Origin of the sequence: Floridaenema aerugineum BLCC-F46 (assembly GCF_041929345.1) — a bacterium.
Taxonomy (GTDB): Bacteria; Cyanobacteriota; Cyanobacteriia; order Cyanobacteriales; family Aerosakkonemataceae; genus Floridanema; species Floridanema aerugineum.
In genome coordinates, this window is the sequence record NZ_JBHFNQ010000167.1 from 1 (window position 1) to 26,081 (window position 26,081).

Consider the following 26,081-nt stretch of genomic DNA (forward strand, 5'->3'; position numbering starts at 1 on the left):
GTGGAATCTTTGACTTTATTGAATGAACAAACTGCTCAATTAATGTCATTAAGTCCACATAAACGACCTTATTATCAGCGAGGTCGAAGAGCCGAGATGCTTATCCGGTCTACCTTTTAGCCATAGTTGTCACCCCGTCAGCAAATTTAATCTAACAATCTCAACAATTGATAGGCAATCGGGTTTTTGCTACCTTAGAGTAGGGATGACCGAACTATTCAAATACTGTATTACTTCTGGGTTTGGTCAATTAGAGCTATAAGACTGAATTGCTGATGCAGCATGGCTTCTGAAAAAATTTTCGGTCTACTGAAGTAAAGTACCAAAGGCGAGCAAAATACCGAGATTGGCGAGGGCGGTGTATAAGCCACCACCGAGTACGTCATCCCAAAGTCGATCGAGCGATTCGCTGATAAATTGAGAACCTTGTGCAGACTGATTGATAATTTGAGAAGCTTGATCTTGCACAGCCCCAAATAATAGCGACTTTTTCCATAAAAAACTTTGGGATAACATTTCCATCTTGAGTCCACCTAAAACAAGTTAGAACAATCTGGCTCGTGAAAAAATACGTAAGTTGCCAAAACCTGTGCTAACGCGATCGCTATCTGCGGCTTGATTTTGACCGTCGATAGCACGAGAAATATTTGTTAAGTTGACATTAGCTAGTTCTTGACGTTGGGCATCTTGTGCCATATCCTGCCGCATAGAACCAAGAACACCGCTGATTTCTGCATTTTGGGCAGCTATCCGTTTCATTACATTTTGGGTAACAACATCTGATTGAGCGATTTGTGCTTGCTGCTGCACCGTTTCTACTGCTTGTTTGGTAATTTGCAGTTGTTCTTGAGTTCGCTGCTGTCCTTCTTGGCTGAGTGTTGCAGATGCAGTTGCTCTGGTAATTTGGCGATCGATCTCGTTGGTTGCTCTTTCTTGAGAATTAATCGGTTCAGCAGAATTTGATAAAGTTTCTTCCACAGTTTTTCGAGTTGCTATAGGATCGGGTATTCCTAAAACGCCTTTAGCTTGCCCAAGTGCATTTTGCAAATCGGCATTAATAGAGTCTTCTAAGGGTTGAATTTTGTCATTTATGACTTGGCTAATATACCGTTGAGCTTCTTCAAAATACTGAAGAAACTGGTTTAACAAACCATTAAAAAAGTCTCCCCCACCCATCGGTGTAGTAACAGCACGACTAGGAGCAGCAGAAGTAATCAAAAGCATCACAGCTAAACCTGAAATGATAGCGGATTTTTTGGAGTGTTTGTTGAGTTTCATATTGACTCCTTCTTGATTTTCAATTTCAAGCACTCTTACTTAAAGTGATAAGTTGTTTGCTAAACTCTTTGATGGCGATAAATTTATCGCTATGTTTTTGGAAAGCGATCGCACGCGCCGCCTGTTCTTCAGGATTGTTAGCAACTGCTGCTAATAACTCAGCAGATGGATAATAGCGGCAGTATGTGTAAATGCCGTTATCATCTAACAACCATTGTGAATACATTCCGCTTCGGCGCGGGAAAAAGCTTTCAGTAGAATTTTTGTAAATAATTTCAGGTGGATATTTGAGAATATTTACAAAGCTATCTGCTGCTGTTGGTTGAATTCTTCCAATTAGTCGAGTGGACAAGTTTTGAAATATTTTTGCACCACTGGGAGAAGTAGCGATCGTATCAGGATCTTGTGCAGATAAAATAACACGAATACCCGATTTAGCTCCGTTGGCGCACAGCCTTCCAACTAAAGCGGCGATGCTATCATATTCAAACAAAATTGGCGATTCATCAATGAAGAAAATACTCGCTGTTGATGCTAAAGCACGTCGTAAAGCTGCCGAGTAAGCACTTAAAGAAAGGATGGCAGCATCTTCATCGTTGGAAAGGTTTCTCAGGGCGAAAACAAGCAACCTTGCATTACTTCTAAAAGTCGAAGGAAGCGCGATCGCTTTACCAACCCGCGAAGTCAGCCAAAACCGCAAGCGCAGTTTGATTAATTGCAGCGCCGCTGGAATATCGCCAGCCAGTGAATCCAAGCGCAGCCGTTCGGTAGAACAGTAGCTCAGAAAATCGTTTAAAGTCGGCATCTGTTGCCATTCTTCCGAGCCAAAACCGTGAGTGAATGCGGTGGCGTAGCGATCGCGAATTTGCCAGTCGCTAAAGAAAGCATCCAAAGCTAAAGTCAAAATCGATCGCACAGTGTCCAGAATGGCAGTATCTCTCATGCCACTAGTGCGTTTTCCACCTATTACCATTGCCATCAATGCGGAAGTTAAAAAGTCCTTATAATCTTCAAATCGCTCTTTCTGAAGTTGTGGCGATAGAGTGCTTAAATCCGGTAATTCAAATAAATTTGAAGACTCTTTTCCAATATCGAAATAAGATTCATACTTTGGGAGGTGTATAACCGCCCTTTTTTCTAAATTACAATAAATAAAAATATTCCTAATAAACGAATTATATGTTCAATTTTATTTCTGATTTCTTTGTCTAAATAAATTATTTTTAATTGAGGTAAATGAGGTTAAAACCCAGTTGCAGTCAGAATCAAAAATGAATAAATCTGAGATTCATTATGCAACTGAGTTTTAGCCTCTTTGAAAACTAAGAAAAACGCTGTAAGTTAACTCCAATCAAAACACAGGCGAGGAGGAATTCCATTAGGATCGGGTTGAATGATGGTTGCTGTAACAGTGCCATCACTGGCTTGTTCCTCAAGAAGTTTAGCAATCGCCCGATTAAACGGTTGATATTTCATTTTCAATGTCTTCCCAGATAAGCTAATGGTTTGTTTTTTATTAGAAGAAAGCCCTTTTATCTCTATCTCTTTTTGGGATTTGACATTTAAATTCCCACTCAGAAATATCGCTGAATTAGGAAATTGTGATGGCAAATCTGAGAGAGAGCCCTGTGCCTTTTGATTTGGAAACTCGATTTTTTTTTCAAAAGTTGTGTACGCAACCACATTACCACTATTTACTTTTGGATTTAGTCCAGAAGAGATTACATTGCCGCTATTAAATGTTGAAAGCAAGAACCAAAGAAGAATTAAGGCTACAGTTGTAAAAACTAGAATTTTTACTAAACTAATTCTCGGGGAATAACGAGGTCGTCCTATAATTTTAGAATTGACGTGAAATGGCGACAAGTCTTCGATTTTTAGAGAACGACTGGATGTATTTAATTCCAAAGAGAAAGCCTCAGAGGGAATGGCTGAATGAGGCTCTTTCCAACCCCAAAAATCTTTGAAAGATTTTGTTAGTAGCTTATGAGCTTTGTCAAGATCCACCTCTTTTACATCAATTTCGCCTACTTCTTTGAAAACTACACCTTCCAGTAGATCTATCTCTCTACCAAATGAGTCTTTAAGCACTTCATTTCCGCCATTTGGGTTAATGTCCTTTTCTCTGGCATAAATTACTCGAAACACAATAGTGAAATCTCCAGCATCAGACCCTTCAATTCTCCGGCGAATTGCATATCCTCGCTCAGTTAAATTGTCCTCTGCCACTCTAGCAAGTAACTTGGCAATACCAGCATTACAAATGAAATCAGGGGCTACCACAGTCCTGTAGTCAAGCATTCGGTTGCGGCTTACTAGAAAAGGCCAAACTTTAATACTCATACTCCTGCTCCTCTTAAATCAGATGCGGGAAAATCTTTAACCAGCTTTTGGTGAATATTTAGAAAACTATTAACTGCATGATTGAGCGCAGTTTCCTCATCATTCACTTTTTTCAAAGACTCAGCCTGTAAACGCCGTAATCTTTCAGTTTCTTGTGCTGCTAGTGCTTCTTTTCTAGCTATTTCATCTTGCGTCATCTGGGCTTTTTTCTCTATAACTCGCACACTTTGTTCTGCCAAATCAAGTAGTTTTTGTAAGGTTTCGTTGTTGATTTTGTACTTATCCGGCAGAAATGGGCGAATTCCTAGTTTAGAGAGGGCAATAACATTAACGATTTTTAACCATCCCCGATTTACTTGGTCTAAAAGGTCAAAATTAGCTTTAACATTGGTGGGTTGTTCAAGAATTACTTTTTGTTCTAATTTTAACTTCTCAATCTGCTTACTAATCTCCTTTTGTAACCCATCTATAAAAACACAGGCTAGAGGGACTTCCACCTGGAAAGGACGCGGAATTGCGCCCGGTTTCTTTTTCATTTGCCCGTCAGGTTGGAGGGTTGCAAAACCCATTCCTACAGAACTTACGGGAATCAGACGTATTGGACAACCTGCTTTATTTCTACTGTGAACTACATTCTTAAATTCCGGGACTTTTTCTAGCAGCCGATTCCGCACTTGTAAAAGCGAGTAACTACTTTCAAGCAAATCCCACTTACTAATAATGAAGTGAACTGGAGTATGCCTTTCACATTTATCTACCAGTTGCATTAGGTTGGTTAAATCTCTTTGTAACCAAACTAAGACATCAGAGTTTGCAAGAGCGCTATCCTGCATAAATGAAAAAGCTTTTAGACCGTCTATAATTGCCAAAACTGCATCAGCCTTTTTGATCTCTTGTCGAAAATCAAAACAGTTGTCATCCTCTTCTTCAGCTTCTGTATCTGTGAGTAGACCACCTGCATAATCAAAATAAGTAAACTGACAAGCTGGATGCTTAGAGAGGTCTGGAGTTTTTACACAGCAAGTGAAAGTCCACTTAGTTATTTCACCTCTTGTCCCTCTAGGCCATGTCTCCTTACTGATAACCTCCGAATATATCTTATTAAGAAGTTTCTGTTTTCTAGCATCTTCGACTTCTAAGAAAAATCCATGTTCTCCTTGGATTGAAAGCAGCTTGAATAAGCTTGCTAGAAATACAGTTTTACCTGCTCCTGATGGACCGAGAGTAATTATGGTGTAGTTGTTCATAATGAAGCTCTTGAAAAAGTGAATGCAGATGAAGCAACGAACGTAAAACAGCCACTAATCAATTCTTAAACTATTTACCTTTGTGGCTCACAAAATTATTTCTGATTGAGGATATGTTTGAGAAAGTGTATGTTGAATGTACAGGAAGTTTTCGATTGCATGAGTCAAAGCGGTCTCTTCATCTTTAACATTTTTAAGAGATTCGTTGATTTGTTCCCGAGTGAGCTTTGCCCTTTCGTCGGCTGCTTTTTTGATGTTTTGGAATGCAAATTTAATCAAATTACTGACTAATTTTTTAGCAATGGTTTCGTTAAGAGTGTCTGGATCTGATGACTCGCCTTCTAGGTTTAAATTTTTTGTGCCTATTTCGGTAGCAGTATTAATCACAGGTTCGGCCCAGTTCAACAACATGGTAATGATATTCGGTTGCTTTGGATCTTTATCTTTTGTTTCAAGTTGTTCTCGTTTCTGGGAAACTTGATTAAGCCAAGCTGTTAAGTGATCTGGCAAAACGCAGGCGAGGGGTACTTCGACTTGAAAAGGACGTGGGATTGCACCAGAGATTTTTTTCATACTTCCATCAGGTGCAGGAGTTACAAAACTCAATCCAACCGAACTAACTGGGATGAGTCGAACTGGAGAGCCAGCCTTATTTCGGTCTCTAACTAGCTGTTCAAATTTAGGAATTTCGCAAAGGCGATCGAGCACTTGGTTGAGTGAAAATTCATTTTCAAGTAAATCCCATTTGCTGAGGGCAAAATGAATTGGCACTTTACAACTAAGCATCAATTTAAGAATGCTTGGTAAATCCTTATTTAAAAAAGAATCTGCTGCTAATTCGTTGCTACCAGTCATCCAAGCATGAATCTTTTGACCGTCAAGAAGACCTAAAATTGCATCAGCCTGCTTAACTAAACCTTCAAACTCTTCATCTTCATCCACATCGGTAAGACGGCCTCCGGCATAGTCAAAGTAGGTAAACTGGCAAGCAGGGTAGTCATCAAGAGAAGGCGTTTTAACACGGCAGGTAAAAGTCCACTCAGAGACTTCACTGTATTTTGTTCCTTGAGGCCAGCTATCACCTTTGATGACCTGCGTGTATATGGAGTTCAATAGCTTTCGCTTATTGTGATCCTCAACTTCAAGGTAAAAACCATGAGTTCCTTGAATTGATAGAGCCTTAAACATACTTGCCATAAATACAGTTTTGCCTGCTCCCGATGCTCCCAATGTGATAATTTTGTAAGTCTTCATTTCTATCTCCAAAGTTGAAGTTAACGTTCATTAACTGGCTAATTTTTTTAAGGTGTATAGCGTTTCTCTTCCTAGTTAATTCCAAAGCAAACGCGGCTTTTCCGGAATTTATGGTGATAAGATAATTTTATTTAACTGGGCTCTTCCGTACTTGTGGTGATAACTTAAGCTTATTATCTAGCTGCATCAAGGTTTTCAGCCTTCATTGTCCAGCAAAAATGTATCAGGCTCTACTTTTCACAACTTTCTTTAAATCCATTTGTGACAAACCAATAGTTGATTTGAATTTCCACATCCTTTTCTTCTTCAGGTAGTTGTATGAGCGGTAAAACAGTACGATCGAGCCAAGCACGGATATTTGTATCTGCTTGAGCAGGCAGATTAACTAAAACTGGTAATTGTTTAGCAGCTGCCCAGTTCAAAATTTCATCTGCTGCATCTTCGCGATCGGTATTATCGCTTAATTCTAAGCGGTGCGCTGCTTCTACTTCATTTTTTTGGTACATATTCCATACATCGGGATTGGTGCGATCGCAATCCACCACAATCACTTGTTGTTCTTTCTTTTGATAGTAATAAACGATGGTTTTTCCTACCGTTGATTTTCCGATTCCACCAATCTCACCACCGCTGATATGTACGACAATTTTTTCTTTTCCTACTGCGGGTGCGACAACTTCCGGCTGATTAGTATGAGCTTCTAAACTTGCTTGGTTATTGATGCGATCGCCAAGTTGAATTTCCGACATTGTTTTGCTCTCCGCCTTATTTTTTGAGCTTGACCTGCGAGGCATAGTGTTTGTAACAGCATTGAATACAATTTCACTCTTTTATTTATGCCATGTTCACCAAAAAAAACCTTGTTCCTTTGGTAAGTAACTTAATTAAAGTATAAGTGTTAGCGTTTCTAACAAAAGATAGAGATGAACTCTACCTTGACTATTAAATCGGCACTTTTCCTACTAGCTAAAGTTACTTTCTTCAGTTAGATGCTCACCTGTAGGTATGGCGCGAATATTGGGATAAAGAAAGCAGTTTTTCCAGTAACTCGAATGCACTATTAGCTGATTAGGTAAAAACCTAACTGCTCGCATCTAAAGGAGTCACAATGATTAGTTCGTCCAAAAAGTCAATTAATTTGCAGCAAATTGCCGAACAATTTAAGCGAAATCAGCATGTAACAAGTAAGATAGATTTAACTGGTGAAGCGGTATATATTACCGTTGCTCAGTTGAAGGCGATCGAAACAAGCTTGTCAATTTTACCGGATGAATGTGCCTTAATTCGCATTAATGGAGCGACTACTGAAGAAGGGGAACAGAGATATTACAGCAATACTTTAACTGTCTACCTCGATGATGACAGTAAGGCTGGGATTTTTGATACTCAATTTCAAGCAATCGAAGGTTTTAAATTCATCAAATACGAAACTGGCTATGAAGGGTATCAGGATATTCTCATCGGAGATATTGAGTTGCGGATTGATTTATCTCGTTCATCTGCTTATAACGAAGATTTGCGTTTACCGGAAAAAGAACGGAAAATAGGGATTAAAAAAGGGGTAGGTGCGCCTATTCCTAAATTGTTAGCATCGGTGCCACATCCTACTGTTCCTTTGCGCGATTTAGAGGATAGTTTGATTTACAAAGTATTGAAGAAAACAGGGAAAAGTACTACTTTTGAGCGACTGCGGTGGCGTTACTTAATTCAAGATCCAAATGGAGAGGAATTTGAGGTTTATGGTAACAGCGATTTAGATACTTTAGTAGAACAAAGAGGTTGCCCTTGCGAGTTTCAAATAATTGATAGAGTTCCTTATAAAGAAGGACAGATCATCAAACTTGCTGCACCCGAGGTAGCTTCGTTTGCCGATCTCATTATTTGATGCTATTTTCCCATACAGATATGGCTTTGGTATTGATTCTGCAATGAGCGCATAGCGTTGTTGCTGATACTAATGATTTGCCAGAGCCATTTCTGTAGTAAAAGATTAAAAATAAAGCGACCTTTACAGGCCGCTTTCAAACTTAAAAATCATCTGGAGCATTGGGGTCGAGATAGACATATTCAACTAATTCTGGTTCCATTTCCTCATCATTTTCCAAGGAATCATAACCACCAGTGAGATAGTCGTAATAATCTTCAGCATCCATATCTAAAGGCAACTCATCCAAGGGAGTGCGATTACGGAGAGCTTCGGCTTGTCTAAGGATTTGGTCATAAGAATAACCCTGAATAACCAAACCCTCAACATAATCCTCATCGAGATTTGCATCCAAAGCAAACTCCCGCTCAAACGGGGACAAAAAATCAGAATTCATCATAATATTTACCGCCGTGACACTAGTATTTAAACACTTCGATACCAGATTAAACCAATGGATAGAAAATCCATCAGACCCCAGTGGGATTTTAACAGAAGAACTGGAAAATACCCTACTAGAAGCATTTTTTCCAGAAGCAACAAACGACTTCTCCTTCGGTCATATAGATGAAAACAGTGCGCCCGAAGACTTATATAATCATCCAGAAAACCACATTTTGCTACTATCTAGCGGTGGTCGATTAGTTTATGGACCTGCAAAATATTTAGAAAAAATAGAAGCCATTTGTCCAGACAGAAAAGACCGGGGTGCTTATGGTAGCATCTTTATCGGCGCTTGCCAAAATGCTGTAAACCAGCGGGTGAATATATTAATTGTAGACGATATAACAGGGGAAAACGGAGAGATACTTCCTAACGACTACGCATGGCGATTAGTAGGAGACTGTCATGGGAAAATCTCACCAGAACTAGCAACAGAACTGAGTGAAACAGTATCGAATGTAATTCAACATCGACTAGGATGTTTAGAAGGAGAATTATCTGGTCGGTTTGGCAAAGGAACAGTAGCACCATTAAACCTGAACTCATTACCAATTAAACCAGAAATCAACAGCAAAATAGATCTAATTATACCCACATCATCATTCAAAGGAGGAGACAAAAAAAATCACCCAATTAGACCTGGACTATACAGCAACCAAATGATATTCATAGGTGAAAAAGACCGTTCCCAGTCTTCCTTAGTAGCAATTTCCCAAACACTGGATTGTGCGCCATTTGGTATAAAAGACTTTCTGCGTCAAATCGAAACAGAAGCACTATTACTAGCGAACATACAAAAAGATCCCAGAAAAGTAGCACAACGCTACTGCGAAGCCTACGAAAAATTCCAAAAAACCAGACAACTGAAAATTGAAGAAAACGGAGAAGAAAACGACACTTCAGAATCAGAAACAGCCGAACAACAAGACCCAATGATGTATCGTCTAATTAAAGCCGACCTAGAAGGTCACTGTCAATTACTATCATCCCAAAAAGTAGTAGACGAACTAGAACGATTCATGCAAAATCAATGGCGAGATTTAGCTTTAGGAAAAAGCCTAAAATTCAATCGCGCCATGCTCATACCGAGTAAAGAATTAATCAGTGGCGAAATCTGCGATATGAGATTTCCCGAAGGTGAAGAAATCTTAAACTTTCGCTCACCCTATCTCAATTCCAACGGGATGTGCATTAACAAAAATAAATACGTCGCCGACGCACTAGACCCGAATGGAAAACCTCTTATAGGAGTGGTAGTAGTCAATGACGAAACCAGAGAACGGATTGCCCAAAGAATAGAAGCCTTACGTTCGCAAGGTATTGAAACTGATGAAATTTTGCCAGCAGAAACCGAATCAGAACGTCAAGGAAGAGACTTTGATGGTGACACAATTGGTACAGAAATAGCCAGTAAATATCCAAACTTCACACAAGAAGTGAGAAAACGAAATCTGCCAGAAAATGCCTACTCACCCATCAAAAAAGAAGAAAAAGCATCATTTCCTCCAGATAAACCATTTGAAGAAATAGCTATCTTCATGTCAGATGGAATATCCGTAGGCGTAATTAACAACCATGCCACAGCCATAGAAGCTTTAGAATCAGAAATAGACTTACTACAACAATACGGAAATATCTCCCAAAAAATAGATTATGTGAAAACAGTTGGTAGCCACTACAACCAACTGATTGCCCAAGAAAATAATCGGCGTAATTCTCTGCCAATAAAACCTCAATATCGAGACTATATTATTCAGTTTGCTCAGATAGCTAATCAAACAGAATTAACTCCCGAACTTCTTGAAAGAGCGCTGCTACTGAATCGACAAATGTATCACGAAATGGTAAGTGAAGCGGGATATCAAAACCAGATAGCAGTGGATATTTTCAAAAGTAACCGCGCTCCCGACTTGGATGTAGTTAAAGAAAATTCTCGATTGCTGCATCGAAATGTTGAATACATTAAAGACAAAAAACAACATGACGTTTTTTTAGAATCGGGAATCTCTACTAATGGTTTAAGTCCAAGAGAACTAATAATTCAACAAGTTAATGAAATCTATGAAGCCAATCCGTTAGAATCACGTCCGACAGTGCAGTTTCGCGACCTATTTCCCCCCAGTTATACAGAAGAACAACTCAAACAAGCTGAGGCTACTAAAGTCAAGTTCGATGAACTATTTAACGCTGCTTCAATTCAAAACCAACGTTTAAAAACTGAAAAAGGGCCAGTTTTAAAAGTACTTACTCAAAAAGGTATGGCAATAGAAGTTAGCAACTTAACTCAGTACAAGCACCCAGCCTTATTTGGAGAAAATGGAGATTTGAAAAAAATAGGAGAACGACGGGAGCATTTAAATATTAAGTTAGTTGAAAATCAAGCTAGAAATCGTCATAAACATCATCTTTGGAATGTTGTAGCAGAAGTAGTTGGTGAAAAAAATAAAGACGGCAGTCCAAAATTTGTATTATTAGGAAACTTATGCGAACATTCACGGCAAATGCTCAAAGAAACTTTGAACGAAGCGGCTCTTAAAAAAATTCAGTCAGGTGAAGGGTTACTGAGTCCCAATGTAAAAGTTGAAGTAGCATCACCTTTATCACAAAGACAGGTAAAGTTGATGTTTAAATTCGCTTATGATTTCCTGAGCGAATTTAACAGTAGTATTCCTGAAGAGCAAAAACTGGCAATGGCATCTGCCTGTTGGCATTTAGGGACAAGCAGAGGTTTTGAAGAAAAGTCAAAAGAGCAATCAGAAACCAACTCTAGTCAAGAATATAAAATATCCAACTTCTCCTTTGCTGCTTTTCCCGAACAAGTAATTGAACAATTAGAACAACTTCAATTTACAAAACTCACCGTCACTGGAATTAATGCTGCCGAGTCTAATCAACATTTTGGTAGAGAATGGAACCAGGATGATTCGTTACCAGTACAAATCCAAGTACGTCAGGATTTACCAGCAGAACATCCCCGTTACAATCGTCCCTTAGTGTTTATTGAAGAAAAAGAATTTGCTCCCATAGAGTCGAGAAGTGCCCATTTACCCATAGGAACAAAAGCACTAGCCACTGTTAATCCTGACCCAGGTCACACGATTCAAGTTCAATTAAATCATCCGAGAATTAACACAGCAATTCAAATTGGTAAAGTTCAACAGCATAGCTTTGCCCAAAGAGCTTTTCGGGGTGAACAAGCATCAGTGACAATTAGTTTTGTTAAACCCGAACCAATCCCAGTAATTAAAGTGGGTAATCAAGTGTTGGGTGAATTGGATAAAGCCAGCATCAATATCCTAGAAAAAGCGGGTCGTTTGGTAGATGGAAAAACTATTGATGTCACACTGAATAGTCGAGGAAAAGGCTTTGGTTCGCACGTTATTGCTACTACTGCTCTCGGTAATTCTTTTCGCATTAATAAACTAGGAAAGTCTTTCTGGTCAAATTCATTCCATAATCAAACAGCTACGGTGACTGTGGGGTTTAAAGAACGATCGCCTGAACCTGCTATTCTAATAGATGGGAAAGTTGTGGGCATACTGACCCAAAAGGAAAGCAAAGAAGCTCTCTCAAAAGCTGGTTTGTTAGTTGAGGGACAGACGTTTCAAGATGCTTTCTTAACAAGTAATTCCACCACTGCAACTATTACTGTTGCTCCAGAGAGTGTGGAATACCCAGAGACTTGGACAAAGCTAATTCAAACCGAACAGAAATCACAAATCTCTTCCGAACTTCTCGAAAATTCTCGTGGATTTCGCACAAAATTAACTCAATTACCAACGTTGTTGTTTACTAAAGAAGACCATGAGTGGTTTTCCACCAATGGAAGTTTGTTAGAACAACCTGTTTTAGGATTGTCAGTAGATAAACGATTGAGTGATAACACTTCAAATTGGCTTTCTGCACAGGGGGTAGAATGGCTTCATGCGCCTGACGAAGCTTTAGTTTGGTCAGAAACTCAACGGGGTTATGAAGTCTTTTTTATTAAACCCGAAACCGTGAAACCAGAAGTTTACCAACAGTTAATTGAACGGTGCGGTGAACTACTTCAAGCTTCAGGAAAACCGAATACTTATTTGGAACGCTTGGAATCAATGCCTAAGCTACACGAAACATTGTGGTCTATTCCTGCTACTAGTTCAACAGTAGAGTTGGAAGTACAAGATACACAAACAAACCAAGAGCAGTTAATGAAGTCTGCGCTTGCACAACAAGAAGAACAATACCCAGGAGCACAGAATAACCAGCAAGTAATAAAAGAAGCTCTGCAAAGCAATGTAGTTCCTGTACCGCCAACGGTAGCTCTACAACAGGAGTATAATCAAGCTCAGTTGTTACAAGCACAGCGTACAGAAGCGATCGCTCCTATTGTCCACAGTTTCCTTTATTTGGAAGGTAAACCCACTGCTACGGGGGCGATCGCTGTGGGTAAATCTAACACAGCTGTTTGGGATCGAGGCAAATCCGAACTGACACTGTATGACAATGGTTCCACTGAAGCAAAGATTCCCAAAATGAGGGTGAGATATGAGGGAGGTAGCTATACACCATTGCCTATAGCGTCGAGTCTGGAGGAGATACAGACTCATGGAATTAAATCAGTTGAAGTGGAACACTTTGTTTCTAAAGTTAAGCCAATGGTTGATGCCAGAATTAATCAATTGAACTTGGCTAAAATCTCTGCTAAAAATCAAGAAATTGACAGATAAAATCAAAAAAATAACCGTAAGCTTGTTGCTTAGGCTAATATTGTTTGGTGATGTTTTAAAGTTGAATCACTCTAACTTTTCCAGGCATTCTTTGGATATTTTTGAGAGTTCCAGGAGAGTTATCCTTGAGAATAGCCAAACCATAATCTGCAATAGAACACATCATCCGATCGCGCTCAGTATAAGAACCATTAACCCTCACATTAGCAAATCCAAAGTTGTTTCTAGGTGAAGTGCCTGTGTGGTAAACAGTAACTCGGCTATACCCAGATTGTTTGAGAAAACTTTGCACCAGATAATCTGCCCCAAAGCAATCGCCAATCAAAATTTTAGCGCCGAGTTCCATAATTTTTTCAATCCGGTTAATCGCTTCTGTGGGTAGTTGTGCCACAGTACGAGAACCACTAATAACTACTTTCAATCGTTGACTAGGTAGAGTAGCATTATCGATGACTTTTCCCTTCAAGTTAGACATATTAGGTACTGGAGGGAAATTAGGATGACTCAATAACCATTCTTGAGTTTCTCTCAAGTATTTTTGGTGATCTAATTGGGTTAAATTATGAGTGATAGTTTGCTAGAGTAATGATTCATCACGGATAAACATTAGTAATCTTCCTAACCAGTTTTTTCCATGTTCACCTGTGGGAATAGCCCTTCCTTGATTATCAGGAACAATGTTAGCAGGTACGCCCCAAACAGTATCGTGCCAGTTATTTAATTCGAGTAACTCTTCGCCTGTTGTCTCCATCAATTCTTTGTGCCAATTAGAGCCAGGGGAAAACTTTTGCATTAACCCAATAAGCATGATGGCAAACTTAACTTCTTCCCAATCAGAAGGTAATCCCAAAGTCCGAGCATATTTTTTAGCGACTGATGGTGTAAGTGTGGCAATTTTACGCTGTTGCTGAACGGACAAAGTTTTGTCAGCGGCATAGAAGTTTTCCACTGTTGGGTATTTAATACCATCAACAATGAGAGGATTTTCTAACCTTTCCATATTGCTAAACCAGTTTTTTATCCAGGCAGTCATAGCCATAGTTTTACTTAACCGAACTATTCTTCTTGAAGGGGCGACAGCCCAATAAAAAAATAATCCCGGCAGGCTCTTACGCCATGCCAGGATAGACTTGTGAAAACTAACAAACAATTAACACTTGATATCCACAATTTTCTAAACAGCTTTTCACACCTTGCCAAGTCAAGCCTTCTTCAGGTAACAATGGAATCGTTAAACTGCCCGTAAATCCATAATCGCCTTCTTGCTTGACTATACAAAATTCAGCTTGTCTGAGAGTTTTAATAGCACGTTGCGAAAGCATTCCAACAACGTTAGCAGCATGGTGAGAAACCGTGATAGTAAGCATGGGATTTTCCCCAATTCATCACGGTTAAAAGCTCGTCAGAGCCAAATGTGCGGATTCTACTCAGGAGTCGGTTACTTGATTAAAACTTGTTCTTAGATATTAAATGTAATAATTTTTTCCAACTAACAATTATTCTGTAAAAAAGTCGTGCATCATTAGCAAACAAGGACTTGTAGCGAGCATTGTCATACGCCCCACAAATCCTTGCTTGATGAGGAACAATCTTAACCTTTCATCAACCAGGTATTCAATTCATCTGGTGCTTTCACTCTTTCTAAAATCCCTTGCAATTCTTCACCCTCTAATACTTCTTTTTCTAACAAAAGTTGAGTAGTATACTCTAACAAAGCACGATTAAGTTGCAGAATTTCTAGCGCTAGATCGTGAGCTTTATCAATGCTTTGTTTCACCTGACGATCAATCTCCGTAGCCACTTCTACACTAATCGCCCGTCGAGAACTACCACCTTCCAAAAACTGCGCGGCATTCTTTTCAAAAGCAATCGGCCCTAGAACACTACTCATACCATACTGCGTCACCGCACGTTCGGCTAGATCCGTTGCCTTTTGGATATCATCACTAGCACCTGTAGAAACCTTACCAAAAATAATCTCCTCAGCCGATCGCCCACCCAACAAAGTCGCCAGTTTCCCACGCAACTCATCTTCGAGCATCAAAAAGCGATCGTCAGAGGGCATCTGCAAAGTATAGCCCAAAGCCCCCAAACCACGAGGCACGATCGAGATTTTCGTCACCTGATCACCACTAGGCATCAGTGCGCCCACCAAAGCATGACCGACTTCGTGATAAGCTACAGTTTGTCGCTCAGTTGGGGTAAGAATTCGAGAGCGTTTTTCCAATCCAGCAATCACTCGTTCGATCGCTTCAAAGAAATCTGCCATCAAAACCGCTTGGCGATTATTGCGTGCAGCCATCAAAGCCGCTTCATTAACCAAGTTAGCTAAATCTGCACCAACAAAACCAGCCGTTTGAGCAGCGATCGTCTCCAGATTAACATCTTCACCAAGAGCGATCGCACGAGCATGAACCTTTAAGATCTCCAATCTACCGCTTTTATCAGGGCGATCGACTAACACTTGACGATCGAAACGACCGGGACGACGTAAAGCTGGGTCAAGGATTTCGGGACGATTAGTGGCTGCAATCACGATAACGCCATCATTTCCGTTAAAACCGTCCATTTCCGTCAGTAATTGGTTCAAAGTCTGTTCTCGTTCATCATTACCACCATTGGGCATTCCGGCGCTGCGAGTTTTGCCGATCGCATCCAATTCATCAATAAAGATAATACAAGGAGCCTGTCTTTTAGCTTTATTGAACAAATCGCGCACCCGTGAAGCACCCACGCCGACGAAGACTTCCACAAACTCAGAACCGGACATATTTAAGAAAGGAACACCAGCTTCACCTGCAACAGCTTTCGCCAACAAAGTCTTCCCAGTTCCCGGAGGGCCAACTAAAAGGACTCCTTTAGGAATTTTAGCGCCAATTTTGCGGTATTTCTCCCCATTAGCCAGGAAATCAACTACTTCTTGCAGTTCTTGTTTCGCCTCATCTACGCCTGCAACATCAGCGAAAGTGGTTCCAGTTTTGCCCCGATTGTAGACTCGTGCGTTACTTTTACCCACACCCATACCCACACCGATGCTACCACCACCTGTGTTGGTGAATTTCAGTAACCATGCAAAAAGTCCCATAAGTACTCCAGTAGAAAGGAGTAAACCTAAGATACCTGCGGCAGATTCGGAGTTTTTAGGAATGTTGAAATTTACACCATGACTGTGCAATAAATTAGTCAGTTCTTCTATACTTCCAGTGAAATAAGTGTAGTAATGTTGAGTATCAAATCCAGATTTAACAGTGTATTCAATGCGATGCGAAGCAGTTCTTCCTTGAGGAAGTTCGGGTTTAATAATAATCCGTTGAACTTGGTTGGATTCTACCTGTTCGATAAATGTATTGTAAGTTGCTGCTGAACGATTTTCCGTCTTCATAGAACCAATTTCCAGAGAAAGGAACATCAGAAGCCGGAAATTGAAATATTCATCTCATCCAGACTTCTTACTAGTATTGATTTTGCTGTAATAGCTTTAAGAATGACAGATGAGAATACGCCAACCTTTTTAGTGTTTTCCGAAGAATAGGTTAATGAGTACGGTTATTACGTCTTTCTGATTCTGGTTTTCAATAATTTAATAAAGTAAATTTTATAACCAAGAGTTCAAGAGAGATTTATTAAAAAACCAGCTAGAATAATTAAATTAATAACTATCGACGTTTTGATGATGGTAAATAACCTTTAAAATCTCCACCTTCCCACCCAGAGTTACCAAGCCAACCATCATGTTCAGCATCCCATAGTAACTCGTAAGCAAATAATAAGGTATTTATAAATTGCTCCTCTGAAACATTCCAATGTTGAGCCATTAAGGTTATCTTGCTTGCTGTTGAGGAATTGAGTGAGGTAAATTTTTGCTCGAAATCATCATAACTACAAGAGGTATGATTAATGAACTTACCAAAATATGGCTCGTACTTCTTGATTGGATGAGGCTTCTTAAAATTTGTGAAGCGGACGTTATCAAAAAAGTCTAACTTTAATCCAGCATCGTAGCCCTGAGAGTCAAGACTATTTATGTAGTAGCGCAACGAAGTACCTGTACCATTAAAGCTATAACTGGTGTAAAAAGCTCTCGGTGGTATGAGATCTATGCCTTCAAACGCTAAAAATATATCCTTTATTGCCATGTAAATAAGGTAAATTTACTTCATTGAATTAACGGTTAGGATGAAATTGAGAATTGGTGTTAATAACTAATAACAATATTATATCATCAAAGAAGTATACATTTTTTTTTATGAGAATGGCTACTGACTGCGTAGTATTCAGCGTTACTACAATAATGCGGAATAAGGCGATCGCAAACTGAAGTACCTTAATGTAGCATCATTTGTTGCCATGCCAGCGAAAAAAGAAAACAATGGATGTGGATGTGCGAGTATTCCATTTTCATTAATCATAGTTTTATTCGGATTTGGTTATTGGGGCTTTACCAATCTAGATAAGGTAGATCTCGGCAAATTTCTACCTAATAATCAACAAGCAAGTAACTGTATTAAATAAAAAATGACTGAAGAGAACCGCATCATTATCCAAATGCTGGCTAACTGGGATCTACCCAACAGTGGTTGGCAATACTGGGAAATTTATGGACGTTGCCAAGAGGTGAGAAAATCGCTAGAACGGCTGACAAATTTCATGGTACAAATTGAAAAAGCTACACCAGAAGCCGATCGCGCCATCAAAGAAAACCTCGACCAAATTGTGCAGCAGTTAAACCAAACTCGAAGGTTAATAGATGACTAACATAGTTTTTTAGGTAAAAGCGGTAAAAGCATTACCATCCTCAACTTCTCACCGCCTCCAGAAGCTATGGAGATAGAACTTGCCAAATGCCATGCAGCGGAAATTTCGGCAGATAAAAAAGTGAAGACTTTTAGCTTGATGTGGATTGTTTTGTTGTTTGGCTTTGTTATAGATTCATGTAATTTCAAAGATTAACTACTTAAGCGAAACATCAAAAAAGTCTTTTTGCCAAAAACTTCCGTCAAAGCAGCAGACAATTCTGCTTCTTTAAGATGTATCCGTTGAGTTTTGAGTTCAGGAACATTGCGTAAAGCAATAGAAACATTACAATAATCAGCGCTATCCTGCACTGAAAATAACCCCGCATTCTGGTGTAAGAAATCTGCCGTAGAATGATGGCATCGTGACAAAAACAGTTTCCACGCACTAGCATATTTTCTGTGTAGATCAGGATTACCAACCGCAGGTAAAGTAGCCACATCCGCCTTAGTACCAACTACTTGTTCTGGTTTTTGTTTTCGATTTTTGAGTTTTTCAAGTTCTAATAACTGACGTTTCTCGACAGCAGCTAAAGCAGCTAATCGGTTTTGGTGTCTAACTTTTCCTTCCTGATACAATTCCCAAGCAATTTTAGTGGATATCGTATTAGTTGGCTCCACTAACTTTACTATCCTGCGCCAATCTCCCAACGTGAAATTATCAATGATTTCAATGAACTCCTTGAAAATAGCACTGTAAATCTTCTCTGGTGTCAAAATAGAAGGTTGAGTTTTAATGAACCGATAAACTTGGTTAATAATTGATGAAGTTGATTGCAGATTAATCTCCACTAACTCGGTTATCCTACCCACAGCAAAGCGTACTCTAACTCTGCCATGTGTAGCACCATCTCTTTCTTTAGTAGAAAAGGTGACAACACTACCACAAGACGGACAAATGGCGCGATGATGTCGAATAATGTAACCATTTTCGTCTATTTCGGCTTCTATAACTTTTAATTCATGTTCTAAAGGTCTAAAAATATGAGAACAAAACTCACATTTTCTTAAACCAATATGACGAGTAGCCGGAGGAATAGCTTCTAACGACCACTGATAATTATCATCAGGTAAGCCGTGCTTTTTCCAATTATCTGTGATATCAATAATTGTCGCTACGGATTTAGATTCACTAGTTCGCAATCCACGCCCAACCATTTGTAACCAAAGTGTTAAACTTTCAGTTGGTCGCAAACAATAGACACAATCAATATGTTCGCAATCATAACCCTCGGTAAGGATTTCATAATTAGTTAAAACTTGGGTTTTACCAGAAGCAAAGCGAGCGAGAATCTCAAATCTTTCATTGATAGGCGTATCTCCATCAAGATGTTCTGCCGGAATATTCTGCTCTCGAAAAGCTTGAGCAATATCTTTGCTATGTTGCACCGAAGCCGCATAAATTATGGTACGCTGTTTAGCAGCATATTGGAGATAATTTTGCACAACTTCGGAAATTCCTACTTGGGTAGTAACTGCTAAAGCTAAATCTCTGGAATTAAAATCTCTATCGTTTTTAGCTACTCCATAAGTAGAAATAGTTTTCTCGGTAGCAAACAAACGAAATTTGCTTAAATAGCCTTCGCGAATTAGTTTATCTGTAGAAACGCCAATGATTAGCTTGTGAAATAATTCAGCAAATCCTTGTCCATCAATGCGTCTAGGTGTAGCGGTAACTCCGAGAATTAAAGAGTCCCCGTAATGAGCAATTAGTTGACGGTATGAGGAAGCGGTGACGTGATGAGCTTCATCAAAGATGACTAATCCAATATTTTCTGGTAATTGTTTGCGTCTAATTAAGGTTTGGATCGATGCTACTTGAATGGGGCGATCGGGAAATGGTTTAATACCAGCTTTAATAATCCCAACAGGTACGCCAACAATCTTTTCTAATTTAGTGGCGGCTTGAGTAATCAGTTCCATCCGATGAGCGATGACTAAAACTTTTTGTGATTGGTGAAAGAATTTATTACATATATGGGCAAAACAAATAGTTTTACCAGCGCCACAGGGTAACTGTGCTAAAACACATCTGGTACCTTTTGCCCAAGAAGCAAAGATTTCTTCGATCCATTCGATTTGGTAGTCTCGCAGTGAGTATTTTGGTGTCGCACTGAGCATAGTTCTACAAATAAAGGAAAAAGCTCATCAGTTTGGCTTTTGACATCTGAATCAATCTATTATCCTTGGTCAGTTCAGATTTGGGTAGGGGCGATCGCTCACAATAACTCTACCCCAAAGTTAGTGGAGGTGATATAATAGAGTTAATCAAACAACCTCCACTAACTAACGAGATATGGACATCGCTGCCCGGATTGCCGCCCTCTATCAACAAATCGAACAAATCTTTTCCGAAGGGGAAGTAGCCGCACCTAACACTTGGATATCGAGTTTTGTGGTTCCCAAACCAGGTGGCAAGCATTACACTTACTACCGCCTAATGGAAGCTGCTCCCAAGTCGAGAAGTTCTGGTAAAAAGAAAGCCGCAAAGATGAAACGTTATCTCGGTGTCCGTAAAAGTCCGAAATACAAGCGTGCTCAAGCTGCAATTGCACGGCGCAATCAAATTCAAATTATAACCAGACGAATTAAACAATTGGAATTACTGGCGTTAAAGGAAGAAGAGCAGAAGGCTACCGCCACGTCAGCACACTCAGCAGTTAGTGGAGGTTATCCAACAGAGTTTATAACTCAACCTCCACTAACTAACCAGCCCACCGTTTGGCAGTGGCAGCAACTACAACAAGAATTAAGCCGCCTTAAGGAGTACACTCAGCAGTTAGTGGAGGCATTGAATCAAGAGAGAAGGTTCCGAGAAGCAATGATCCAAGAAATTATTCGGCTTAAAGCTGCTGTGGGTAGATGACTTGAAAGAGGCATCTGCTGCTAACAAGCCTAACTGGAAGACAATCATTTTTTATGGAAGCGGATTCTAAGGTTGAATTCCCGCATTTAATAGCTTTTTTTCAGCTACGACATATTCTTTATTGGTGAAATCTGTCAGTCAAATAAACGTTAGAAGGGAACACATGACTGTAAACGTTACATTAGTTTGTACCAAAATTTGCACTATTTGCATCAAGTAAAAACTGCGGTTTGCATGACATTTTGGTGGGATGCGCTGATCGCTACTAAACCCAGACAACAACTAGAATCAGCACTAATTGCTAAGTGGAGGTCGCCGTTTAATAAACAAAATTGGGACGTTTGGGGAACACCATTTGTTTGAATTTTGGCATTCTATTGATTCAGAAGATAATTGTTGGGATTGGTTATGTTTGAGCCAAGACATTTCCAGCACTTAAACCACAAGTCGCTGCTAATAGTAAAATCAACCATCGACATTTCATAACTTCACCTGTTGATAGTTAATACCATGAGGTAATCTTAATACTTTTAGTCTAGATATTTCCTCAGTCTAATTGTATAATAAAGTCAGCAATTATGTGGTTTCATAGTTTATTATTTACTGACAATCAAGCAAAGGAAAAATAACAAAAACTAGTGTCTAGTGCGAACATTCAAACACAATCCACAACTCAGAACCACACTGAACAAATCCAAGGTGTTGTGGAACGTCTTACCTTTGCCTCGCCGGAATCTGGTTATTCAGTAGCACGACTCAAAGTACCGGGGGAACGTGACCTCGTTACCATCGTAGCAATTGATTCTGAGGAGCAAGAAGCCACCATTCAATTTGACCAGCGCCTTGTTAGTTATGATTGGGCTGACCTTAACGAAATTGCGTTGGCATGGAGCATCAGTATCCACAAGAGCCAAGGGTCCGAATATCCGGTGGTCATCGTGCCTTTGTACATGACTCACTTCCTGATGCTTTCTCGTAATCTATTCTACACTGCGCTGACTCGTGCCAAACAATTAGCTGTGATTGTGGGAGTACCCAAAGCAATTGGATTAGCAGTGCGGCAGGTTAAAGATAAAGAACGCTACACTCTATTGGCAGGACGATTGGGTTGAAAGTACGCTGGCAAAGGCTACCAACTATCGCTAGAAAAGTAAATCACGATTTAAACTTTAAAGTGTTCATCCAACAACAATAAAATTATTTTTTATGCTGAAAATTACTCAACCTCCTCCTGACGTAGTGCAAGTAGAGAAAAGTTTTTTTGTCAGTGGTATCGCCCCTTCAGAGGATGTAGGTAAAAACTTAATTTTAACCATAGATAACCAGTTAACGATTACTGGGCCAACCGTCACTTCTTCAGGAACTTGGAGAATAGATTTAGCATTCAAGCAACCTGGCTATCATCGCTTGTCAATTGCTCTAGAACATTACCAAATAGGATTAACTGTGACTTTCCTTAATGAATTAATTAATCAACCGAGCGGAGATATTTTAGCCTTTTACTTGGGTCAGCAACCGGACTCCAGAGGGCGGATGATAGAAGAGATTTGGTTGTGGGACTATGGAAAACTTGAGTCTACTCATGATTACATTCAGTGGCTTTTCCCATTGACAGAAAGAAGTAACTTTAACCGTAATGCACCTGTTTTGACTGAAGAAGTAATAGCAGCGTTTAACAACGACAAAGGTTTAAGGTTACGGTTATTTAAATCTTTCAGTGTTATGTTAAAGTTTTATGGATTGCAATGCAGTAAATGGGATAGTCCGTCAATTGAGGTTAGCAAGTCAGAAGAGTATGACCAAAGAAAGGAAAAATGGATTAATCCCAGAAATCATAATTACCTTCGCATTACTAGAATCTTGACGAGTTTAAGGATTCTGGGTTTATCAAATTATGCAATTGCTTTCTTTAACTGTTTATCGCAAATCTATGCTCAATCAAGCCCAAAAATAGGAACTGAAACTTACAATTATTGGCAAAATGCTGTAGATTAGCCATAAAATTTGATTGATTTTGTCACAGGTTACGAGTATTCCATGCGGATGAGATAATAATAATGATTTTAATAGAGTTATAACTACAAATATTGAACCAAACAAACGCTAGAAACACTACACATATTGCAATAAGCAACAAAAATTCTATCTTTGTGCCTTATCCAAAAGATTATTAACCAGCAGTTCACTGGGACTATTTTTTTGTGATTGGAAAGACCATACTGTTTGAGCAATTTTGCTGCTCTGCCTCCCTAATCTCCAGTAATAAAAACAGTCATCTTCCATTGCCCTTTTTTATTTTCAAAACGGGCACGATAACCTGCTGCAAAGAAAGCATAACGGCTAGAAACATAACCACGCTCACCTGTAGGGATGATGACGGGCATCCAACCGTCCAACGTTTGCGCTAAATCGCGCTGCTGTTTGGTGAATCGCTCAAATCCGGCAGAGTCGAATTTGAGAATTTCATTATTTAAAACGCCGATCGCACGACTATTCGATTGCGGTTGACTCCTCACATTCACCGCTTCACCGATGATGTAAATGTCACTGAAGGGATCTCCCATTGCCGCTTGAGACACATGAGGACACTGGTAAGCATCGATCTCAACACCTGCTGGAGCTTCGTAAGGAGTGCAGCCAGTGCTAAGAATCCGCTCTAATCGCTTCCAAACCAGAGAATTTGGATTATCGAATCCCAAGGTACTAAACTTGATCGGTGGCCCAAAAGTAATTTTGATTTGGGGGTCTGCGATCGCTCGAATAAATTTGGCATCCCGCTGTTGAATAGCCTGCTTCAATCGTTGTCGAAACCGATCGAAGGAACTCCCTGGCGCAACCTGATCTCGCAATGTAAATGAACGACGCGGATAAGGGGAAGCCGCTATCATCAATGGTGATTTGGTGACTTTGGCAGACAGGGCGGATAATTGGGTTGAAATTGAACGGGGGGCGATTGCGATCGTACAAACCAATGTAAATAGTACAAATAGGAAAATATTTTGAGATTTCAGGTAATAAAACTTCATTATTCAATGTTTAATGGCTAGTAGAGCCTGGTTAATCTAGAGTTCAGTTATCTTGACATTTCACCATCACCATTTGTTTCCAGGCTCCATTGGTAGCACTTCAAACCGATGTCAGCCGATGGAATTTAACTCTACTTGATTTCGGCGCGTTGGTCTGTACCGCTCTCAAACCTCGCTGCACTGATTGTCCGCTACTCCGAACGCTGCAATTACAATTTTGGTCAAGTAAGTATGGGGGCGACCGGGTTAACTGTCAAAGTTGAGGATACAGAAACGGGTGAAAGAATTGATGCGACTGATTACGATGGTTGGTAAAAACGTCATGGATAACTATAGTCTAGGTAGGTAGATGGCGATTACTTATTTATGTCCGCTGACTGAAAAACTCTGGCAAAATTTTCAAAATATGGAATTATCAGCAAATATAAGTGTTGACTATACAAAATTGTGCGATTTATTGAGAAGCCAAAAGTGGCTTGATGCCGATCAAGAAACTAGAAGACTAATGTTATCTATTGCCGGGGCTAATCAACGGAAAGATTGTTTACTGACTCAAGATGATCTGCAAAAATTTCCTTGTAGTGAACTGGCATACTATCGATCGACTTTGGGTTCATTACAGTCAAGGACGTTTCGGCTTTAGTGTAATTAAGAAAATTTATGAAGAAGTTGACAAAGATTATACCAAATTAGCCCAAAGAGTCGGTTGGTATAATGGTGAAAAATGGATAAATTACAATCAAATTAATTTTACGACTTATGCCCCGGTTGGACATTTACCAATAACCTGGTTAGTTCCCAAAACTTTTTGGATGTATTGGTTAGCGCGTTTTGCTTGTGCAGGTTGGAGGATGCTATTAGAACGTGCTGCTGATTGTGACATTTGCTCCTCTTCAAGAGATGATAATTTTAGTTGACTTGTCCCAGCTTTGAAAAACAGTAATCAAAAATGATGGAAACTGACTTATTAGATAAAGCGATCGCTCTGTAAAGGCCAATAAAATGTAATGGGTGATACAAAATCCTCTTTTTGCCAAAACGCCGACGATAATTATCATCAACCGAAGCTGCAAGTAGTCTATGCCTAAAAATTCCTCACCTCCAATCACAACAGAGCCAGAAAATAATCTTCGAGAGAAACTGATCCGCTCAATCTGGCTGCACAAGGACAAATACTGTTATTTATTTGAATCAGATGGCTCTTATCGATTGTTAAGCACCGAGCGTCGAGGTCGGTACACTATCTTACCTGATGGTCGGTCAGTTTTGCTCGATTGGATAACCGATCCCTTCACGGAAACCCTGCTTGTACAAGAGGATGGCAGTTTATTCATGAGTGGGAGCGCAGTTGTTGAAATTGGGACACGCTCCCAAGCGTCCCTCTCTGCTAATCCTTCCACAGAGGCTAATACAGCTTACTTGGAACTTTCCGACGACCATTCCCACAAATTCTATGAAGTCACGGTTAACGCCTTTGATGTCATAATTCGCTATGGACGCATTGGTACGACAGGACAAACCAATCGCAGCACCTACAGCAATCTCCAAAAAGCCCAAGCAGAAGCTCACAAGAAAATCAATGAGAAGCTAAAAAAAGGTTATGTGAGAGTGCGTCCTTCTAGCTCATCTCTCCCGACCCAAATCACAGAAGAACGTTCCCGTGAAGAAATAGCTCACCAGACAACTCCAATCATACCAAGCACCCTTCAAGCTGACCAAGAGGTGTGGTGGCAGGCTATACAACTAGGTTTTGGTGTCACGGTGAAAATTGTTGCTATCTCCCAGAGTCCCTCCTTCTCCTTCAACCTGATGGCAGGACAAAACTTCGCCTATCACTTCAATCCTCGCTTATCTGAAGGGCAAATTGTACAAAACACCCATATTGGACATTGGGGTGTGGAGGAGAGACTTTCTTTACCACAGGAGATGAGGTTAGGTCATCAGTTTACATTAACAATCACGGTTCAAGAAACCGAATTTGTGGTTGATTTGAATGGCATCTTTCTGTGTAAATATCGGCATCGCATCCCGCTTAAGAAAATTGATGGTTTGCGATTAATCTGTGCTCAAGGAAGTCTGCAAATTTTATCCGTTCAAATATCTGAGTTAAAGGTCAAAAATACTCGTCCTCACTCGGAGCTTGACATAACCCAATTTCAGTAGATTGATTTAGGAGAGTGGGCGCTTTGTAAAGAGT

At 39.8% G+C, this 26,081-nt stretch carries 26 protein-coding genes and 1 pseudogene; 11 read left to right on the top strand and 16 right to left on the bottom strand.

Annotation, left to right across the window (positions count from 1 at the left end):
• Positions 1-306: 306 nt before the first annotated feature.
• From ACE1CC_RS21500 to ACE1CC_RS21530, 7 genes and pseudogenes are all read right to left on the bottom strand, one after another.
• Entirely contained in the window at positions 307-522 is a 216-nt protein-coding gene (locus ACE1CC_RS21500) for a hypothetical protein (RefSeq protein ID WP_413272483.1), read from the bottom strand.
• A 21-nt stretch (positions 523-543) separates the two neighbouring features.
• On the bottom strand, positions 544-1,278 hold the full coding sequence (locus ACE1CC_RS21505) for a hypothetical protein (protein ID WP_413272484.1): 735 nt from the start codon (positions 1,276-1,278) through the stop codon (positions 544-546).
• A gap of 25 nt (positions 1,279-1,303) precedes the next feature.
• A pseudogene (locus ACE1CC_RS21510) lies at positions 1,304-2,380 on the bottom strand (type IV secretory system conjugative DNA transfer family protein); the annotation flags it as partial.
• Between the two features lie 239 nt (positions 2,381-2,619).
• Positions 2,620-3,621, bottom strand: a complete 1,002-nt coding sequence (locus ACE1CC_RS21515; protein WP_413272485.1) for a hypothetical protein — start codon at positions 3,619-3,621, stop codon at positions 2,620-2,622.
• Positions 3,618-4,868 (bottom strand): hypothetical protein, encoded by a 1,251-nt coding sequence (locus tag ACE1CC_RS21520; RefSeq protein ID WP_413272486.1) that lies wholly within the window; start codon positions 4,866-4,868, stop codon positions 3,618-3,620. The genes ACE1CC_RS21515 and ACE1CC_RS21520 overlap by 4 nt, the downstream gene beginning before the upstream one ends.
• An 87-nt stretch (positions 4,869-4,955) precedes the next feature.
• Complete coding sequence (locus ACE1CC_RS21525; RefSeq protein ID WP_413272487.1) at positions 4,956-6,122, bottom strand: hypothetical protein; 1,167 nt, start codon at positions 6,120-6,122, stop codon at positions 4,956-4,958.
• 230 nt (positions 6,123-6,352) lie between these two features.
• A complete protein-coding gene (locus ACE1CC_RS21530; RefSeq protein ID WP_413272488.1) occupies positions 6,353-6,871 on the bottom strand; it encodes a hypothetical protein in 519 nt (172 codons plus the stop codon).
• 359 nt (positions 6,872-7,230) lie between these two features.
• Between ACE1CC_RS21530 and ACE1CC_RS21535 the strand changes: the two genes are divergently transcribed.
• Positions 7,231-8,007, top strand: a complete 777-nt coding sequence (locus ACE1CC_RS21535) for a hypothetical protein (RefSeq protein WP_073595194.1) — start codon at positions 7,231-7,233, stop codon at positions 8,005-8,007.
• Positions 8,008-8,149: 142 nt separating this feature from the next.
• On the opposite strand, the gene ACE1CC_RS21540 is transcribed toward ACE1CC_RS21535, so the two are convergent.
• On the bottom strand, positions 8,150-8,446 hold the full coding sequence (locus ACE1CC_RS21540) for a hypothetical protein (RefSeq protein WP_413272489.1): 297 nt from the start codon (positions 8,444-8,446) through the stop codon (positions 8,150-8,152).
• A gap of 13 nt (positions 8,447-8,459) precedes the next feature.
• Here ACE1CC_RS21540 and ACE1CC_RS21545 point away from each other — a divergent pair, with 13 nt between their 5' ends.
• Positions 8,460-13,199: a hypothetical protein gene (locus tag ACE1CC_RS21545; RefSeq protein ID WP_413272490.1), complete on the top strand. Its 4,740-nt coding sequence runs from the start codon at positions 8,460-8,462 to the stop codon at positions 13,197-13,199.
• A gap of 55 nt (positions 13,200-13,254) precedes the next feature.
• On the opposite strand, the gene ACE1CC_RS21550 is transcribed toward ACE1CC_RS21545, so the two are convergent.
• The 6 genes from ACE1CC_RS21550 to ACE1CC_RS21575 all read right to left on the bottom strand — a co-directional run bounded on the left by ACE1CC_RS21550 (position 13,255) and on the right by ACE1CC_RS21575 (position 17,608).
• Positions 13,255-13,731 carry a Rossmann-fold NAD(P)-binding domain-containing protein gene (locus ACE1CC_RS21550; RefSeq protein ID WP_413272491.1) on the bottom strand — a complete coding sequence of 159 codons (477 nt, stop codon included), beginning with the start codon at positions 13,729-13,731 and terminating at the stop codon, positions 13,255-13,257.
• Positions 13,732-13,776: 45 nt separating this feature from the next.
• Positions 13,777-14,232: an NADAR family protein gene (locus tag ACE1CC_RS21555; RefSeq protein ID WP_413272492.1), complete on the bottom strand. Its 456-nt coding sequence runs from the start codon at positions 14,230-14,232 to the stop codon at positions 13,777-13,779.
• Between the two features lie 106 nt (positions 14,233-14,338).
• A complete protein-coding gene (locus tag ACE1CC_RS21560; RefSeq protein WP_413272493.1) occupies positions 14,339-14,566 on the bottom strand; it encodes a hypothetical protein in 228 nt (75 codons plus the stop codon).
• 224 nt (positions 14,567-14,790) lie between these two features.
• On the bottom strand, positions 14,791-16,608 hold the full coding sequence (gene ftsH / locus ACE1CC_RS21565) for an ATP-dependent zinc metalloprotease FtsH (RefSeq protein WP_413272494.1): 1,818 nt from the start codon (positions 16,606-16,608) through the stop codon (positions 14,791-14,793).
• Positions 16,609-16,855: 247 nt separating this feature from the next.
• Positions 16,856-17,335, bottom strand: a complete 480-nt coding sequence (locus tag ACE1CC_RS21570; RefSeq protein ID WP_413272495.1) for a hypothetical protein — start codon at positions 17,333-17,335, stop codon at positions 16,856-16,858.
• Positions 17,336-17,482: 147 nt separating this feature from the next.
• Complete coding sequence (locus tag ACE1CC_RS21575) at positions 17,483-17,608, bottom strand: hypothetical protein (protein WP_413272496.1); 126 nt, start codon at positions 17,606-17,608, stop codon at positions 17,483-17,485.
• A gap of 106 nt (positions 17,609-17,714) precedes the next feature.
• Between ACE1CC_RS21575 and ACE1CC_RS21580 the strand changes: the two genes are divergently transcribed.
• Entirely contained in the window at positions 17,715-17,954 is a 240-nt protein-coding gene (locus ACE1CC_RS21580; RefSeq protein ID WP_413272497.1) for a hypothetical protein, read from the top strand.
• Between the two features lie 191 nt (positions 17,955-18,145).
• Here the strand turns inward: ACE1CC_RS21580 and ACE1CC_RS21585 are convergent, their stop codons facing one another.
• Positions 18,146-20,113 carry a DEAD/DEAH box helicase gene (locus ACE1CC_RS21585; RefSeq protein WP_413272498.1) on the bottom strand — a complete coding sequence of 656 codons (1,968 nt, stop codon included), beginning with the start codon at positions 20,111-20,113 and terminating at the stop codon, positions 18,146-18,148.
• A 175-nt stretch (positions 20,114-20,288) separates the two neighbouring features.
• Here ACE1CC_RS21585 and ACE1CC_RS21590 point away from each other — a divergent pair, with 175 nt between their 5' ends.
• The 4 genes from ACE1CC_RS21590 to ACE1CC_RS21605 all read left to right on the top strand — a co-directional run bounded on the left by ACE1CC_RS21590 (position 20,289) and on the right by ACE1CC_RS21605 (position 22,853).
• On the top strand, positions 20,289-20,858 hold the full coding sequence (locus ACE1CC_RS21590) for a hypothetical protein (protein ID WP_413272499.1): 570 nt from the start codon (positions 20,289-20,291) through the stop codon (positions 20,856-20,858).
• Positions 20,859-21,092: 234 nt separating this feature from the next.
• Positions 21,093-21,221: a hypothetical protein gene (locus ACE1CC_RS21595; RefSeq protein ID WP_413272500.1), complete on the top strand. Its 129-nt coding sequence runs from the start codon at positions 21,093-21,095 to the stop codon at positions 21,219-21,221.
• A gap of 275 nt (positions 21,222-21,496) precedes the next feature.
• Positions 21,497-21,970, top strand: a complete 474-nt coding sequence (locus tag ACE1CC_RS21600) for an ATP-binding domain-containing protein (protein ID WP_413272501.1) — start codon at positions 21,497-21,499, stop codon at positions 21,968-21,970.
• Positions 21,971-22,064: 94 nt separating this feature from the next.
• The gene (locus tag ACE1CC_RS21605) at positions 22,065-22,853 is read left to right on the top strand and encodes an opioid growth factor receptor-related protein (RefSeq protein WP_413272502.1); all 789 of its coding nucleotides are present in this window, start codon (positions 22,065-22,067) and stop codon (positions 22,851-22,853) included.
• A gap of 254 nt (positions 22,854-23,107) precedes the next feature.
• On the opposite strand, the gene ACE1CC_RS21610 is transcribed toward ACE1CC_RS21605, so the two are convergent.
• On the bottom strand, positions 23,108-23,884 hold the full coding sequence (locus ACE1CC_RS21610; RefSeq protein ID WP_413272503.1) for an SH3 domain-containing protein: 777 nt from the start codon (positions 23,882-23,884) through the stop codon (positions 23,108-23,110).
• A 135-nt stretch (positions 23,885-24,019) separates the two neighbouring features.
• Here ACE1CC_RS21610 and ACE1CC_RS21615 point away from each other — a divergent pair, with 135 nt between their 5' ends.
• From ACE1CC_RS21615 to ACE1CC_RS21630, 4 genes are all read left to right on the top strand, one after another.
• Positions 24,020-24,199: a hypothetical protein gene (locus ACE1CC_RS21615; protein ID WP_413272504.1), complete on the top strand. Its 180-nt coding sequence runs from the start codon at positions 24,020-24,022 to the stop codon at positions 24,197-24,199.
• Between the two features lie 34 nt (positions 24,200-24,233).
• Positions 24,234-24,527 carry a GUN4 domain-containing protein gene (locus ACE1CC_RS21620; RefSeq protein WP_413272505.1) on the top strand — a complete coding sequence of 98 codons (294 nt, stop codon included), beginning with the start codon at positions 24,234-24,236 and terminating at the stop codon, positions 24,525-24,527.
• The gene (locus ACE1CC_RS21625) at positions 24,466-24,801 is read left to right on the top strand and encodes a GUN4 domain-containing protein (RefSeq protein WP_413272506.1); all 336 of its coding nucleotides are present in this window, start codon (positions 24,466-24,468) and stop codon (positions 24,799-24,801) included. Before ACE1CC_RS21620 ends, ACE1CC_RS21625 begins: the two co-directional genes overlap by 62 nt.
• Positions 24,802-24,964: 163 nt before the next feature.
• Positions 24,965-26,047, top strand: coding sequence for a WGR domain-containing protein (locus tag ACE1CC_RS21630; RefSeq protein WP_413272507.1), 1,083 nt, complete (start codon positions 24,965-24,967; stop codon positions 26,045-26,047).
• Positions 26,048-26,081 lie beyond the last annotated feature (34 nt).

What these genes read in the sequence shown, in the direction of transcription:
- ACE1CC_RS21500 (WP_413272483.1), bottom strand. Translation starts at nt 522, where the DNA reads ATGGAAATGTTATCCCAAAGTTTTTTATGGAAAAAGTCGCTATTATTT.
- ACE1CC_RS21505 (WP_413272484.1), bottom strand. Translation starts at nt 1,278, where the DNA reads ATGAAACTCAACAAACACTCCAAAAAATCCGCTATCATTTCAGGTTTA.
- ACE1CC_RS21515 (WP_413272485.1), bottom strand. Translation starts at nt 3,621, where the DNA reads ATGAGTATTAAAGTTTGGCCTTTTCTAGTAAGCCGCAACCGAATGCTT.
- ACE1CC_RS21520 (WP_413272486.1), bottom strand. Translation starts at nt 4,868, where the DNA reads ATGAACAACTACACCATAATTACTCTCGGTCCATCAGGAGCAGGTAAA.
- ACE1CC_RS21525 (WP_413272487.1), bottom strand. Translation starts at nt 6,122, where the DNA reads ATGAAGACTTACAAAATTATCACATTGGGAGCATCGGGAGCAGGCAAA.
- ACE1CC_RS21530 (WP_413272488.1), bottom strand. Translation starts at nt 6,871, where the DNA reads ATGTCGGAAATTCAACTTGGCGATCGCATCAATAACCAAGCAAGTTTA.
- ACE1CC_RS21535 (WP_073595194.1), top strand. Translation starts at nt 7,231, where the DNA reads ATGATTAGTTCGTCCAAAAAGTCAATTAATTTGCAGCAAATTGCCGAA.
- ACE1CC_RS21540 (WP_413272489.1), bottom strand. Translation starts at nt 8,446, where the DNA reads ATGATGAATTCTGATTTTTTGTCCCCGTTTGAGCGGGAGTTTGCTTTG.
- ACE1CC_RS21555 (WP_413272492.1), bottom strand. Translation starts at nt 14,232, where the DNA reads ATGACTGCCTGGATAAAAAACTGGTTTAGCAATATGGAAAGGTTAGAA.
- ACE1CC_RS21560 (WP_413272493.1), bottom strand. Translation starts at nt 14,566, where the DNA reads ATGCTTACTATCACGGTTTCTCACCATGCTGCTAACGTTGTTGGAATG.
- ftsH (WP_413272494.1), bottom strand. Translation starts at nt 16,608, where the DNA reads ATGTTCCTTTCTCTGGAAATTGGTTCTATGAAGACGGAAAATCGTTCA.
- ACE1CC_RS21570 (WP_413272495.1), bottom strand. Translation starts at nt 17,335, where the DNA reads ATGGCAATAAAGGATATATTTTTAGCGTTTGAAGGCATAGATCTCATA.
- ACE1CC_RS21575 (WP_413272496.1), bottom strand. Translation starts at nt 17,608, where the DNA reads ATGATTAATGAAAATGGAATACTCGCACATCCACATCCATTGTTTTCT.
- ACE1CC_RS21580 (WP_413272497.1), top strand. Translation starts at nt 17,715, where the DNA reads ATGACTGAAGAGAACCGCATCATTATCCAAATGCTGGCTAACTGGGAT.
- ACE1CC_RS21585 (WP_413272498.1), bottom strand. Translation starts at nt 20,113, where the DNA reads ATGCTCAGTGCGACACCAAAATACTCACTGCGAGACTACCAAATCGAA.
- ACE1CC_RS21590 (WP_413272499.1), top strand. Translation starts at nt 20,289, where the DNA reads ATGGACATCGCTGCCCGGATTGCCGCCCTCTATCAACAAATCGAACAA.
- ACE1CC_RS21595 (WP_413272500.1), top strand. Translation starts at nt 21,093, where the DNA reads ATGACATTTTGGTGGGATGCGCTGATCGCTACTAAACCCAGACAACAA.
- ACE1CC_RS21605 (WP_413272502.1), top strand. Translation starts at nt 22,065, where the DNA reads ATGCTGAAAATTACTCAACCTCCTCCTGACGTAGTGCAAGTAGAGAAA.
- ACE1CC_RS21610 (WP_413272503.1), bottom strand. Translation starts at nt 23,884, where the DNA reads ATGAAGTTTTATTACCTGAAATCTCAAAATATTTTCCTATTTGTACTA.
- ACE1CC_RS21620 (WP_413272505.1), top strand. Translation starts at nt 24,234, where the DNA reads ATGGCGATTACTTATTTATGTCCGCTGACTGAAAAACTCTGGCAAAAT.
- ACE1CC_RS21630 (WP_413272507.1), top strand. Translation starts at nt 24,965, where the DNA reads ATGCCTAAAAATTCCTCACCTCCAATCACAACAGAGCCAGAAAATAAT.